The following is a 12,918-nucleotide window of genomic DNA, read 5'->3' as shown; positions in this document are numbered from 1 at the left end:
AGGAGATTTCCCGTGCACAGTGCAGCGCTCATCACCGGTGCCTCATCCGGACTCGGGGCGGAGTTCGCCGCACAGCTCGCCGCCCGCGGACACGATCTGATCCTGGTGGCGCGTTCCGAGGGCAGGCTCACCGCCCTCGCCGAGCGCCTCGCCGCGGAGCACGGCATCCGCGCCCACGTCCTGGTCCAGGACCTCTCCGAGCCCGATGCGGCCCGGCAGATCGCCGACCGTCTCGCCGCCCGCGGCCTGAGCGTCGACCTGCTGGTCAACAACGCCGGATTCGGCACGTGCGGTCGCTTCGAGGACATCGCCGCGGACCGTGACCACGACCAGCTGATGGTCAACGTCGTCGCGCTCGTCGACCTCACCCACGCATTGCTCCCCGGCATGCTGGAGCGCGGCACGGGCGCAGTCGTGAACGTCGCTTCCACCGCGGGCTTCCAGCCCTCCCCGTACTTCGCCGTCTACAGCGCGGCCAAGGGCTTCGTGCTGAACTTCGGCCTCGCCCTGCGCCAGGAGTACCGCGGGCGCGGCATTCGCGTACTCACTCTGTGCCCCGGCCCGGTCGACACCCCGTTCTTCGAGGCCATCGGCACCCGCAAGGCGGCCGTCAACGGCTCGATGACCACACCGGAGCCGGTTGTACGCGCCGCTCTGCGCGCACTCGACCGCGACCGCGGCTACGTCACCCCCGGACTCGGCAATGCCCTGGCCGCGCATCTGCTGCCGCGCCGGCCGCGCACTCTGGTCGCCGCCATCGCCGAGCGTGTCACCCGTAAGGTCCTCAGCCCCGCGGGCACCGTCCCACAGCCGAAGGAGTACGCGGCATGAGTTCCTCCACCGTTCCGGCCGCAGGTGCCGCCGCCGCGATGCTGCTCGTCGGCACCTCGACGGCCGTCTCCGCGACGATTGCCGACTACCCCGTCCTCAGTGGTCAGGCCCTGCGCTACGCGCTTGCCGCGGCGATCCTCCTCGCCGTGGTACGCCACCGCCGTTTACCTCGCGCCGGCCTGACCCCCCGTGACTTCCTGCTCCTTCTGGCGCTGGCCGTCACCGGCCTGGCGGGCTTCAACATCTTCCTGGTCGAAGCCACCCGGCACGCGAGCCCCGCCATGATCGGCACTGTGGTCGGAGCGATCCCCATCGTCCTCGCACTCGTCGGGCCGTTGACGGAACGCCGCCGGCCGGCCGCGCGCACCGTCGGCGCCGCGGCTGTCGTGACCCTGGGCGCCGCCGTCGCCGCAGGGCTCGGCGGCGGCAGCCTGCACGGTGTGCTGCTGTCTCTGGGAGCGCTCGTCGGAGAGGTCGCCTTCTCGCTGCTCGCTCTTCCCCTGCTGCCCAAACTCGGCCCCATGAGAGTCGCCGCCTATCCCGCGGCGCTTGCCGTGCCCATGCTGCTGGCCGCGAGCATCGCCCTGGACGGTACGAGCTCTCTTCGCCTGCCCACCTCCACCGAAGCGGCCGCCTTCGGCTACCTCGGTGTACTCGTCACAGCCACTGCCTTCTTCCTCTGGTACGACGCGCTGCGCCGACTGGGCGCCGCACGCGCCGGACTCTTCGCCGGACTCGTCCCGGTGGGTGCACTGGTCACCACAGTCGCACTCGGGCTTGGCGAGGCGGGCCTTGCAGATGTTGCCGGCGCCCTGCTCGTCGCCGCAGGTGTCCTGATCGGCCTGCGGCAACCCGCGCCGACCGGCGTTGCCGGGCGGGCCGGCCGTCCTGTCCGGCGCGTTAGTGGCGCAGGCTGAGTAACCAGGTGCTCGGCACTGAAACCCGTCGGCGTCGCACGGTGAGGTGTCCATTGCAAGCGGGCTCAGGAGCAGGGACGTCGAGTACGGCGGGAACGCCCGTGTGAGATCTCAGCGAAGAAGCCCCCAGCCGCCGGCCTGGGGCTTCTTCATGGAGCGCGTGACGAGAATCGAACTCGCGCTCTGAGCTCAGCAATCCCCGGCGCTTTCCCGCTCCACTGGACCTGCTGCCCTTGCTGGACCTGCTGGACCTGCTGGACGGGACGCTACGCAGGCCGAACCGTCAGGCTGACGACCCACTGTCGACGACCAGGTCGGTGCCGACCACCGCGCCGGCCATGGGCGAGGCGAGGTAGAGCACCGCGGCCGCCACTTCTTCGGCCTCCGCGACCCGGCCGAGGGGGTTCTCCGACTTCACCCGCTCGGTCCGGTCGGCCTCGGTCTCGCCGGGCCGTAGCGACATGGGAGCGGCGGAGGCGCCCGGACTGACCGCGTTGATGCGAATGCCCTGGTGGATGTGGTCGAGAGCGGCGGCGCGGGTCAGCGCGGAGACCGCTGCCTTGGAGGTGATGTACGCGGCGGCGTTCGGGATACGCAGGTGTGCCCCGAGGTTGGAGGAGATATTGACGATGACCCCGCCGCCGTTCTCCTTCATGTGTGCGATCTCGTGCTTCATGGCCAGCCAGACGCCGGTGACATTGGTCCGCAGCACCGCGTCCCAGTCCTCCTCGCTCACCTCTCCGGCAGGGACCGTGCCGCGGAGTATCCCGGCGTTGTTGACCGCGATGTCGAGCCCGCCGAAGCGAGTGACACTCTCGTGTACGAGGTCCCGGAGCCGGTCCGAGTCGGTGACGTCGACGGTGATGGCGGCAGCCGTGCCGCCGGCCGCCTCGATGAGGCCGACCGTCTCCTCCAGGGAGGACGCGGTGCGGCCCGCGGCGATCACGGATGCGCCCTCGGCGGCGAAGGCGAGCGCGATCGCGCGGCCGAGACCGGAGCCTGCGCCCGTGACGAGCACGGTTTTGCCAGTGAAGCCGTTCATTTCACAACTCCTGTGCTTGATGGATTACTTGGTTCGGTGGTTCAGGAGGGCGACGACGGCAAGGGCGGCCCCCGTCGCGGCCAGGGACCAGGCGTCGCTGCCGAGCGTGAGCAGGACGGCGAACAGGACGGTCGGGCCGAGTTCCATCGCGCTGTTCAGCACACCGCCCGCGAGCCCGGTCTGCTGCTGCGGTACGCCTTCGGTGGCGAGCACGGCGGCTCCCCCGAAGGAGGCCGCGGTGCCGGCCGACAGCAGCACGAGGCCCGGCAGCAGCCCGTACGCGTACGGGGTGTGCGCATCGAGCCCGGCGAAGGCGAGGAAGGCGAGCCCGGCCGCGCCGGTGCCCAGCCCGGCGGTCGTGATGGCTCGGGCCCCGTACCGGCGAATGAGTGGCCCTGCCGTCCGGCCCGAGGCGATCAGCGCAATGGCGAACGGCACGAAGGCGGCCGAGGTCTGCAACGGTGACCAGTCGCGTGTCTGCTGGAGGTGGAGCGAGAGGACCACGAAGGTCATCGCGGTACCGCAGGCGCTCAGTGCGATGGCCGTGAGAGCGAGCGCTCGCCGCTGGTCGAGCAGGAAGCGCGTCGGCAGCAGCGGGTCGCGGACGCGACGCTCGGCGCACAGGAACGCGGCAAGTAGTGCGGTCCCGCCGAGTAGCGGTACGAGCACGCCGGCCGACGACCAGGGGTGGGTGTCGGTGACGACGAGTCCGTAACTGGCGAGGGTGATCCCGGCGGTGGCGAGCAGAGCACCCGGCAGGTCGAGGGTCCTGCCCCGGTTCGGAGCGGTGTGCGGCAGTAGCCGGGACGTGAGAGCGAGGGCGGCGACCGCGACCACGAGTGGTACGGCGAAGGTCCAACGCCACGAAAGCCACGACAGGATGACGCCGGACAGCAGATTGCCGGCGGTCGCGCCGAGTACGGAGAGTCCGCCCCAGGTAGCCATTGCCCTGCCGTACGCGGTGGGGGAGGGGAAGACGATGCGCAGCACCGACATGGCGGCGGGCGCGACAAGGGCCGCACCGGCGCCCTGTACGAGGCGGGCCGCGAGCAGCGCCCCGATGCCGGGAGCGAACGGGGCAGCGGCCGAGGCGGCGGCGAAGAGGAGGAGGCCGACGGCGAGGGTACGCCGCCCGCCGTAGCGGTCGGCGAGGCGCCCACCGAAGAGCAGCAGTCCGGCGAAGGTCAGTCCGTATGAGGCACTGAGCAGGATCAAGTCGGGCCGTTGTAGGCCGAATTCCTGCCCGATGAGAGGCAGCGGCACAGCGATCGCGGCGAGCGTGAAGATCAGCGTGATCTGCACGCTCCCGAGAAGGGCGAAGGCGTATCGGTGCTGCACGTCGACGACATGGGTGGCTCCCCCGGCGGTCATACCCCTCCTCATATTTGATCGATCGGTCCATTATTTGGGCATGGGAGAGAGGGCTCGGTGGTTCCGGCGCGTGTGATTCAGTCCAGCAGGGTCAGCGCCTGCTCGGCCGCATCCCGCACCCGGGCGGGATCGCTGGACGCCTTGCCGACGACCCGTACGCCCTGGAGCAGGACGAGCAGCATGCGGGCCAGCGTGCGCGGATCACGATCCTCCGGCAGCTCGCCCTGGGCTCGCGCTCGCACGAGCGCGGACTGCAGCAGCGTCTCGAAGTGCTCCCAACTGATCTCGACCCGTCGGGTCGCCGCAGGGTCGTGCGGGGCCAGTTCGGCCGCCGTGTTGGTGATGAGACAGCCATTCAGCCGACGCTCTGGAGAGGCGGCCTCCGAGGCGAACCGGCGTACCACCGCCCGCACCCCGGGCAGTGCCGGCCCCGGCTGGGACAGCTCGGCGAGGAGGAGGGGATCATGCCCCTCGGAATACCGGTCCAGGGCCTTCAGGTACAGCTCGTGCTTATTGCCGAAGGTGGCGTAGATGCTGGCACGACCGATGCCGAGGTGCTCGACGAGGTCGGCGATCGACGTCGCTTCGTATCCGCGCTGCCAGAACAGCTCAAGGGCCGACTGCAGCGCGGCGTCCGGATCGAATTCCTTGGTCCTGGCCACGTCGGAGACCATAGGCCAATACAGAACGACCGGTCAATAATGTTTCCCTGCAGACGAGTTGCTGAGGGCGACCTGCTTCCCGCCCGTTCCAGGCATGCACGTACGCCCTGCCGGAACCGGGTCACGCAAGCGACGCAGCCCGGCGGGCCTGGGCGGCAAAGAAGCCCCGGGCCGTTGGCCTGGAGCTTTCATGTGGAGCGGGTGACGAGAGTCGAACTCGCGCTCTGAGCTTGGGAATCAACGGTTCTTGAACAGTCGTGTTGGCGCCGACCTGCATGCTTGTCCGGAGTGGTTACCGGGCGCTGTACGTGACCGCTGCTGTCCGCTCCGCTGGGCACAGCTGGGGCACAGGTGGCGACAGTGCAACAGAACCTGCCGAGGTGCGTGCTCCGGGCGGGCTGGAGGCTCAGAGAGGGATGATGCGGACCTGGCTGCCGCAGAGCTTGGCCATGTCGTCGCTGTCGGACGTCAGCAGGGCGACCGGTTTCGGCTGGCGGAGCGCGACCTCGGCGACCGTGGCGTCGATGGCGTACTTGTGTCCGTGCAGCCCGGCGCCTTTGAGGAGCTCCGCTGCCGTTTTGGCAGCTTGCTCCGTGACCGGCTCCACCTTGATCCGGGACAGGGTCCAGTTCAGGCGGGACATGTTGGTGCGGGAGTGGCTGACTTCCACGATGGTGTTCGCCCCGATCACGAGGTCGGCTCCCATGTCGTGGAAGACCTTCAACATCGCGAGGAACTTGCGATCCTGCGCGATCCAGGCGGAGAGCCCTTCCGAGTCCAGGACAACGGTCTCGATGCGCTCGCTCACGCGGCGTCCGCGCCCTTGGAGGAGCCGGCGGCGCCAAAGATCTTCGCGTGGGCCTCGGCGAGCTCCTCGTCGCTGAAGCCTCCGTGCTCTTCCTCGTGCCGGCGAAGGTCGTCGCCCAGAAGCTGGTGCCGGATCTGGCGGGCCACGGCTTCCGCTACATAGCCGGAGACGTTGTCCGTGAGCTTGCGAAGCTCCGCCACCTGATCACTGGGGAGCGTGACGGTGATGCGAGTCGTTGAGGACATACGGCAAGCATATCGGAGTATGCGGGATGTCGCTGTGCGGTGCTTCAGCTCCTGCTCGCGGGGGTAAGCGTCGGTTTTCTGGTGGGTAAGCGAAAGGGTTTCATAGCTACTTCGAAGTCACGACTCCGGCCACCTGGCAGGAGGAAATGTGTATCGGTCCTGAGCCGACGCAGCGCGACGGCCCTTGGCGAGGGGGCAGGCGCAACCCCCTGGCAGCTCGAATTTCAGCACTGACCTCGTGCTCACTCCACCACCGGTAACCTCTCGGCAGCGTTCAGTGTCGAGGAGGGGGTGGGTCGTGACTGAGCAAGCATTCGGGATCGACAAGATTCAGCTGGTCAAACTGCTGCGGCGGGTGGCCGAGGGCGAAGCACAGCTACCGGAGTTCCAGCGCGGCTGGGTGTGGCCGGAACACAACATCATCGGCCTGCTCGCCTCGATCTCTCGTGGATACCCGGTCGGCACCCTCATGTTGTTGCAGACCGGTGGTGACGTCCGTTTCAAGCGTCGCCCGGTTGAGGGCGCCACTCCGCCCCCGGGCACCGAACCGGACACCCTGATTCTCGACGGCCAGCAGCGGATGACCTCGCTCTTCCAGTCGCTCATGCTCGGCAAGCCGGTCGAGACGCAGAACCAGCGTAAGCAGCGGATCACCGGCTGGTTCTACGTCGACATGGTCAAGGCTCTCGACCCTCACGCGGACCGTGAAGACGCCATCCGCCTTCTGCCGGCGGACCGCGTGGTCCGCAGCTTCCGTGGCGATCTCATCGAGGACTACTCGACCCCGGAGAAGGAATACGCGGCCCGGCTCTTCCCACTCTCCCAGCTCTTTTGCAACCGCGATTGGAGCTACGGTTACGAGGACTACTGGAAGGATCAGGGGCAGGACGGCCGCAAGTGGTGGCGGGACTTCGAGGAGGCATTCGTCCGCCCCTTCGAGCTCTACCAGGTGCCGGTAATCGAACTAGGGAAGCAGACCGAGAGGCAGGCTGTCTGCCAGGTCTTCGAAAAGGTCAACACCGGCGGCGTCACCCTCACAGTCTTCGAGCTACTCACCGCCACATATGCCGCCGAAGAGTTCGACCTGCGCGACCACTGGAACAATGTGGTCCGGGCCGCGTGGAAGGCGCCGGAGTACCGCGTCCTCAAAGAGGTTGCCAACACCGACTTCCTGCAGGCCGTCACCCTCATGGCAACGGCCGCCCGGCGCGCCGATGCCGCTACCGTCGGGATTGACGAAGAGCGTCTGCCACGAATCGGCTGCAAGCGCAAGGACATGCTGGAACTGGGTCTGGACGAGTACCGCCGCTACGCACCACTGGTCGTCAAAGGCTTCAAGGACGCGGCCAAGTTCCTCCGCCAGCAGTATCTCTTCGACACCAAGTTCCTCCCCTACGGAACCCAGCTGATCCCTCTCGCCGCGATCCTCAGCACGCTCGGCGAACAGGCCGAACCGGCCGGTGCACAGCAGAAGTTGGCCCGTTGGTACTGGTGCGGTGTGTTCGGCGAGCTGTACGGCGGCTCGACGGAGACAAGGTTCAGCCACGACCTCCCCGAAACCGTGGGCTGGGTGCGTGGCACCGGGGCCGAACCTCGCACCATCCGCGACGCCCGGTTCAGTGAGAGCCGCCTGCTGACATTGCGCACCCGCAACAGCGCCGCCTACAAGGGGATCTACGCACTTCTGATGAAGGAAGGCGCCGTCGACTGGCGGACTGGCGAGAAGACCGAGATCACCGAGTACTTCGCGGAGGCCGTGGACATCCACCACATCTTCCCGCAGGCGTGGTGTGAGCGGGAGAACATCGCCCGGGGCACTTACAACTCAATCGTCAACAAGACCCCGCTGACCGGACGCACCAACCGCATCATCGGCGGGACAGCGCCCTCTGCTTACCTCCCCAGGCTCGCGAAGAACGCCGAGGTGGACGCAGACACCGTGGCCAACCACATTTGTACCCATCTGGTTGATCCCGCGCTGCTCGCCAAGGATGACTTTGCTGGCTTTTTCGAAGCACGGCAGCATGCTCTGGTCGAGGCCATTGAGACGGCCACTGGCAAGGCGGTCGTCGCTGAAGACGGATATCCCGCAACCGGTGTGGTGGACGAGGGCGACGAAGACGAAGACTGAATATCCGCCGGGGCCCGTGGCGGCCCCTCTGCCCAGCCTGTCGACTACTCGTCGATCGGGCTCCTTGCCTTCAGTCGCAGCCGACGCACGGACGGAGCCGGCCACGGACAAGAGGCAAGAGACCGAAGTCCGGTAAGCGCGTGGCGTGCTGCCGAAGTTCCTGCGGAAGGACCTTTAGCGGCACATGAGCCGGTACGCCGAGAAGGGGCGGACGGCCTGCTGTTCGTCGGGGTGAGTGGCAAGCCGTTCCGTCCGTCCGTCCGCCGTCGGGCGCAAGTGGCGCAAGGTACGGATCACGCTCGGCCTGCCGGAGAACTTCCGTTTCTACGACCTCCGGCACACCGGGCACACCCTTTCGACGCGGTCGGGGGCCACGCTCAAGGACACGATGGTGCGCGCCGGCCAGTCCACGGAGAAGGCGGCCCTGATCTATCAGCACTCCGACCACGGGCGGCAAAAGGGGCCTGGACCGGATGGTGCGAGCTGTTCGCGAGAAGGCGCGCGAGGAGCGCGAGAAGGGGTCAGGTGGTGCGGAGGTGGCGCAAGGCGCTTAGGGGGGTCTAGGCAGCGACGAACCCCCAGGCCGATGACCTGGGGGTTCGTGGAAGAGCGGGTGACGAGAATCGAACTCGCGCTCTGAGCTTGGGAAGCTCATGTTCTACCATTAAACTACACCCGCGAAGCGCGCCGATGATCGGCAGTGCATCGTCGCACACTGTACCTCATGGCAGGCCCCCGGCGTAGGCGCCGCGGGGTCTGCGGGGCGTTGGGGTGGGGTGTGGTGGTGTCGACGCGGGTGTGGTGGGCGGGAGTTGAAGGCGTAGCGTGGGGGGTCGGAGTGCCGCCTGGAGTGGCGTCCTGTTCATCCCCTAATGTGGCTTTCTCGTCCAAGGCTTGGTTGGGGAAGGGGCTTGATGGAGTCGATGGAGCGCACCGTCGTCCGTTGTGCCGAAGGGCACGTTTTTGCTACCTCGTCGTTCCCGATGCAGCAGCTCGGGCCCGGCCGGATCGGTCCCGGGCGGCTCATTCGCTGTCCGCGCTGTGCCCGGTTGAGGCAGGCGGTTCCCGTGGTGTTCGAGCAGCGGTAGGGCGCTCGGCCGGGGTAGCGGGCGCGGTCGAGGGGCCCGGAAGGAAATGGCAGGCAGGCGCGCGAGGGCGGTCCGGTTGGGGCGGGCTCGCGCGTTCTGCGTATCCTCGGGACGTGCTTCTCTCAGACAAGGACATCCGGGCCGAGATCGACGCCGGACGGGTACGCATTGACCCGTTCGACGCGTCGATGGTGCAGCCCTCGAGCATCGATGTGCGGCTCGACCGCTACTTCCGGGTGTTCGAGAACCACCGCTATCCGCATATCGACCCTGCCGTCGAGCAGGCAGACCTGACCCGCATGGTCGAACCGGAGGGCGACGAGGCGTTCATCCTCCACCCCGGTGAGTTCGTGCTCGCCTCGACGTACGAGGTCATCTCGCTGCCCGACGATCTCGCGTCGCGGCTGGAGGGGAAGAGCTCGCTCGGGCGGCTGGGGCTGGTGACGCACTCGACGGCCGGGTTCATCGACCCCGGGTTCTCCGGGCACGTGACCCTGGAGCTGTCGAACGTCGCGACGCTGCCGATCAAGCTCTGGCCGGGGATGAAGATCGGGCAGCTGTGCATGTTCAAGCTCAGCTCGCCCTCCGAGTTCCCGTACGGTTCCGAGCGGTACGGCTCGCGGTACCAGGGGCAGCGCGGGCCGACGGCCTCGCGTTCGTTCATGAACTTCCATCGGACGCAGGTGTGATGCCGGATGAGCGGTGACGTGCGGGAAAATCTGACGTACGAAGGCTTCGGAACCGCTGTGCGCGAGCTCGCGCAGGCCGTGGCCGACGACGGGTACGAGCCGGACGTGGTGCTCAGCATCGCGCGCGGCGGGGTCTTCGTCGCGGGCGGACTGGCGTACGCGCTGGACTGCAAGAACATCCACCTGGTCAACGTGGAGTTCTACACGGGTGTGGGGACCACTTTGGAAATGCCCGTCATGCTGGCGCCGGTCCCCAACGCGATCGACTTCTCGCGCAAGAAGGTCCTCATCGCCGACGACGTGGCCGACACCGGCAAGACGCTGAAGCTGGTGCGGGACTTCTGTATCGATCACGTGGCCGAGGTGCGCAGCGCGGTCATCTACGAGAAGTCCCACTCGCTCGTGAAGTGCGAGTACGTGTGGAAGAAGACCGATCAGTGGATCAACTTCCCGTGGAGCGTGGAGAAGCCCGTCGTGCGTCGTGAGGGACAGGTCCTCGACTCGTAGGGCGGGGCAAGGACCTGCCCCTCACGACGACGGGTGAGGGCGGGCGAGTGCGGTGACGAAGGATCGCGAAGGGCCCCCGGCGTGTGCCGGGGGCCCTTCGCGTGTCCGTACGGGTTGCTCAGATCGTGCCGAGCTTGATGATCGAGAGCAGGGCGATCAGCTGGATCGCGGATGCGCCCAGCGCCTTGGGCCACGGCAGGTCGTGCGACTTGCTCACCATGGACGTGAACAGCGCGCCGGCGGCCAGCCAGGTCATCCAGCCGAGCACCTGGACCAGGGAGTTCTCGCCGCCCAGGAAGACCGCGAACAGCAGGCGGGGGGCGTCCGTGATCGACATGATCAGCATGGAGAAGCCCACGGTCGGCTGCCAGGAGCCGTTGCCGCCGAGCTGGCGGGCCAGGGTGTGGGTGACCGCGCCGAGGACCAGCCCGCCGATCACGAAACCGATGCCGGTGACGACGACGTACGGGACGGCGGTGGAGATCGTCGCGTTGATCGCCTCGTCGCGGGCCTGGTCGAAGCCGAAGAGCGCGAGCAGGCCGTAGAGGAACGTGATGACGAGCGCGGGGCCCCAGACCGGGTAGTCGCGCATCTGCCAGAACGTCGGGCCCGGTCGCATCACGATGCCCTTGAGCAGGTCCTTCCAGGGCAGGCGCGGGCCTGCGGGCTGGGCGGGAGCCTGGCCGGCGCGGTAGGTGTTGCCGTCGCCGTACGGGTCCTCGTTGATGCTGAACGCCTGCGTGTGACCCGGGGTGTTGGCGTACGGGTCGTGCGGCGGGGCCTGCTGATACGGGTCGCCGAAGTACTCGGGCTCCCCGTGTCTGCCGTCGTTCCGCCCGCCGGCGCGAGGCCCGGCCTGGTGCCCGCCTGCGCGAGGGCCGCCGTGGTGCCCGCCGCCGTTGTACGGAGCTCCGGTGCCTCCTGCCGGCGGCCACGACTGCCCGCCGTACGGCGGCGGTGGTGCCTGCGTGCCGTACGGCTGCTGCTGCGGGTGTTGTTGCGGTGTGCGGTTGTCCCGGCCGCGTCCGATCCTGAATCCAGCCACGAATCGAACGTACCTGGTCCGCGTGTGTGTGGTGGGTGAGCCGGGGGAACCCGCCCGCCTTTGCGGCCGAGCTGTGACATCCCCTAGGGGGCGTACTCAGGGCACTCGGCGCGCTCAGGACACTCAGCGCAGGAACAGCGCCGTGCTGAAGGTGAGGCGCGGGCGGTCCGGCGTCGTCGACGGGTACAGGGCGATCAGGTCCGTCCTCTCGCCGCGGTAGGTGCGGACCACGGTCTCGGGTTTCCTGTCGCCGTCGAAGTCCGCGTACCGGAGCAGAGACGTCTCCGTGGGGCCCGAGCCGGTGCGGATCGGAGCCGTCGGGATGCCGTGCGCCGGGGCCTTGACGCGGTACGTGCCGCCGGGGCGGGCCGGGCCGTTCGCGGAGCCGAGCAGCAGGGTGGCCGTGGCGGGGGCGCCCGGCCGGAGGGGCTTGGCGGAGTGGGCGAGGTCGTCGTAGCCGTCGCCGTTCGTGTCGGCGCGGGGCTCGGGAGCGGTGAGGTACGGGCCGCCGCCCGGGAGCGACGCGGCCGCGCGCGGGGCCGCGCCGCGGGTGAACGGGCCGCGGAGGTAACTGATCCGGCCCGCGCCCGCCGTGACGGCGAGGTCGGTCCGGTCGTCGCCGTCGAAGTCGCCGCAGACCGGGTGGTCGGGCCACTCGTTGCCGAACCGGGCTCCGTCGGGGATGCGGAGGGTGACGGCCTTGCCGGTGAGGCCCTCGGGGGAGCCGAAGAGGATCTGGAGCGGTACCGGCGGGCGGCCGACGCCGTTGTACGGCGGGTCCGTGGCCACCACGAGGTCGGTGAAGCCGTCGGCGTCGAGGTCGCAGGCCGCCTCGGCGTCGAACGCGACCGGGAGCGTGTCGCCGACCTTGGCCGCGTGGGTCCTCGCGCTCAGCAGCTGACGTGCCGCAGGGTCGAGGCCTCCGTCGGCGGAGCCGTAGACGACGCCGATGCCGACGTCGTCGCCGTGACTGTCCTCCGGGGCCTTCACCAGGTCGTCGATGACGAGATCGCGGTGGCCGTCGCCGTTGAAGTCGTCCCCGGTACGGCTGCCCTTGCCGCGCGGGACCGGCACACGGGGGACGTCGGCCTGGCCGGCGAGCGCCTCGGGAGGGGTGTCGCCGTTCTTGCCCGAGGCGGCGGTGGACGCGGACGAGGGGGCGTTGGCCGATGAGGGGCCGCCGCAGGCCGTCAGGAGGAGCAGGCAGGTGAGCGCCGCGGTGGCGGTCGCGGTGGACCTGGCGGTGGCTCTTGCCGTGGCTCTCGCCGGGGCCGGTGTGATGGGTGTCCGCACGGGAGGTCCCTCATCCGTCGTGGTGCGCAGTGGTGCGTCGTGATGCGTGGAGATCCTGCCCGGGCCGGTGGGTCCGGTGGGGCGGGGCGGGCCGACGCGTTCGAAGGTGTTCGGCCCACATGATGCTCCAGATGTTCCGGCGCGTACATGCCCCACATCACACACAGAAGCGGGGGGGGGGGGGGTGGGGGGGGGGGGGGTGGGGGTGGTTGGGGGGGGGGGGGGGGGGGGGGGGGGTGGGTTTGGCTTTTTTTTTTTCCTTTTTCTTTCCCCTTCCTCTCTCCTCTCC

General features: G+C 68.7%; 12 protein-coding genes, 1 tRNA gene and 1 pseudogene. 6 read left to right on the top strand and 8 right to left on the bottom strand.

The features are described from left to right. Positions 1 to 12: 12 nt before the first annotated feature. Positions 13 to 831, top strand: a complete 819-nt coding sequence (locus AC07FA_RS10605; protein WP_479074566.1) for an SDR family NAD(P)-dependent oxidoreductase — start codon at positions 13 to 15, stop codon at positions 829 to 831. Continuing rightward, a complete protein-coding gene (locus AC07FA_RS10600) occupies positions 828 to 1,748 on the top strand; it encodes a DMT family transporter (protein ID WP_479074565.1) in 921 nt (306 codons plus the stop codon). The genes AC07FA_RS10605 and AC07FA_RS10600 overlap by 4 nt, the downstream gene beginning before the upstream one ends. A 283-nt stretch (positions 1,749 to 2,031) precedes the next feature. Here AC07FA_RS10600 and AC07FA_RS10595 read toward each other — a convergent pair whose 3' ends face one another. From AC07FA_RS10595 to AC07FA_RS10575, 5 genes are all read right to left on the bottom strand, one after another. Then, on the bottom strand, positions 2,032 to 2,790 hold the full coding sequence (locus AC07FA_RS10595; RefSeq protein WP_479074563.1) for an SDR family NAD(P)-dependent oxidoreductase: 759 nt from the start codon (positions 2,788 to 2,790) through the stop codon (positions 2,032 to 2,034). A 24-nt stretch (positions 2,791 to 2,814) separates the two neighbouring features. Beyond that, the gene (locus AC07FA_RS10590; RefSeq protein ID WP_479074562.1) at positions 2,815 to 4,161 is read right to left on the bottom strand and encodes an MFS transporter; all 1,347 of its coding nucleotides are present in this window, start codon (positions 4,159 to 4,161) and stop codon (positions 2,815 to 2,817) included. 77 nt (positions 4,162 to 4,238) lie between these two features. Then, the gene (locus tag AC07FA_RS10585) at positions 4,239 to 4,823 is read right to left on the bottom strand and encodes a TetR/AcrR family transcriptional regulator (RefSeq protein WP_479074560.1); all 585 of its coding nucleotides are present in this window, start codon (positions 4,821 to 4,823) and stop codon (positions 4,239 to 4,241) included. A 406-nt stretch (positions 4,824 to 5,229) separates the two neighbouring features. Continuing rightward, entirely contained in the window at positions 5,230 to 5,631 is a 402-nt protein-coding gene (locus tag AC07FA_RS10580; protein ID WP_479074559.1) for a PIN domain-containing protein, read from the bottom strand. Continuing rightward, the gene (locus tag AC07FA_RS10575; protein ID WP_479074557.1) at positions 5,628 to 5,876 is read right to left on the bottom strand and encodes a type II toxin-antitoxin system CcdA family antitoxin; all 249 of its coding nucleotides are present in this window, start codon (positions 5,874 to 5,876) and stop codon (positions 5,628 to 5,630) included. Before AC07FA_RS10575 ends, AC07FA_RS10580 begins: the two co-directional genes overlap by 4 nt. Positions 5,877 to 6,174: 298 nt before the next feature. Between AC07FA_RS10575 and AC07FA_RS10570 the strand changes: the two genes are divergently transcribed. Together AC07FA_RS10570 and AC07FA_RS10565 are read left to right on the top strand one after the other, a co-directional pair. Further along, complete coding sequence (locus AC07FA_RS10570; protein ID WP_479074555.1) at positions 6,175 to 8,007, top strand: GmrSD restriction endonuclease domain-containing protein; 1,833 nt, start codon at positions 6,175 to 6,177, stop codon at positions 8,005 to 8,007. Positions 8,008 to 8,152: 145 nt separating this feature from the next. Beyond that, positions 8,153 to 8,561: pseudogene (locus tag AC07FA_RS10565) on the top strand (tyrosine-type recombinase/integrase); the annotation flags it as partial. A 54-nt stretch (positions 8,562 to 8,615) separates the two neighbouring features. Here the strand turns inward: AC07FA_RS10565 and AC07FA_RS10560 are convergent. After that, a tRNA-Gly gene (locus AC07FA_RS10560) sits at positions 8,616 to 8,686 on the bottom strand. A 522-nt stretch (positions 8,687 to 9,208) separates the two neighbouring features. Here AC07FA_RS10560 and dcd point away from each other — a divergent pair. Both dcd and AC07FA_RS10550 read left to right on the top strand, forming a co-directional pair. Continuing rightward, the gene (dcd, locus tag AC07FA_RS10555) at positions 9,209 to 9,784 is read left to right on the top strand and encodes a dCTP deaminase (protein ID WP_453525755.1); all 576 of its coding nucleotides are present in this window, start codon (positions 9,209 to 9,211) and stop codon (positions 9,782 to 9,784) included. A gap of 6 nt (positions 9,785 to 9,790) precedes the next feature. Then, entirely contained in the window at positions 9,791 to 10,291 is a 501-nt protein-coding gene (locus AC07FA_RS10550) for a phosphoribosyltransferase (RefSeq protein WP_479074553.1), read from the top strand. A gap of 118 nt (positions 10,292 to 10,409) precedes the next feature. Here AC07FA_RS10550 and AC07FA_RS10545 read toward each other — a convergent pair whose 3' ends face one another. Beyond that, positions 10,410 to 11,336, bottom strand: a complete 927-nt coding sequence (locus AC07FA_RS10545) for a Yip1 family protein (protein ID WP_479074551.1) — start codon at positions 11,334 to 11,336, stop codon at positions 10,410 to 10,412. 123 nt (positions 11,337 to 11,459) lie between these two features. Then, a complete protein-coding gene (locus AC07FA_RS10540; RefSeq protein ID WP_479074550.1) occupies positions 11,460 to 12,629 on the bottom strand; it encodes an FG-GAP repeat domain-containing protein in 1,170 nt (389 codons plus the stop codon). Positions 12,630 to 12,918 lie beyond the last annotated feature (289 nt).

This window comes from Streptomyces sp. NPDC045968, from assembly GCF_056430475.1.
The sequence above is the reverse complement of the archived record's forward strand: the minus strand, read 5'-3'. Positions and strand labels throughout refer to the sequence as shown.

What these genes read in the sequence shown, in the direction of transcription:
- AC07FA_RS10575 (WP_479074557.1), bottom strand. Translation starts at nt 5,876, where the DNA reads ATGTCCTCAACGACTCGCATCACCGTCACGCTCCCCAGTGATCAGGTG.
- AC07FA_RS10600 (WP_479074565.1), top strand. Translation starts at nt 828, where the DNA reads ATGAGTTCCTCCACCGTTCCGGCCGCAGGTGCCGCCGCCGCGATGCTG.
- AC07FA_RS10590 (WP_479074562.1), bottom strand. Translation starts at nt 4,161, where the DNA reads ATGACCGCCGGGGGAGCCACCCATGTCGTCGACGTGCAGCACCGATAC.
- AC07FA_RS10595 (WP_479074563.1), bottom strand. Translation starts at nt 2,790, where the DNA reads ATGAACGGCTTCACTGGCAAAACCGTGCTCGTCACGGGCGCAGGCTCC.
- AC07FA_RS10550 (WP_479074553.1), top strand. Translation starts at nt 9,791, where the DNA reads ATGAGCGGTGACGTGCGGGAAAATCTGACGTACGAAGGCTTCGGAACC.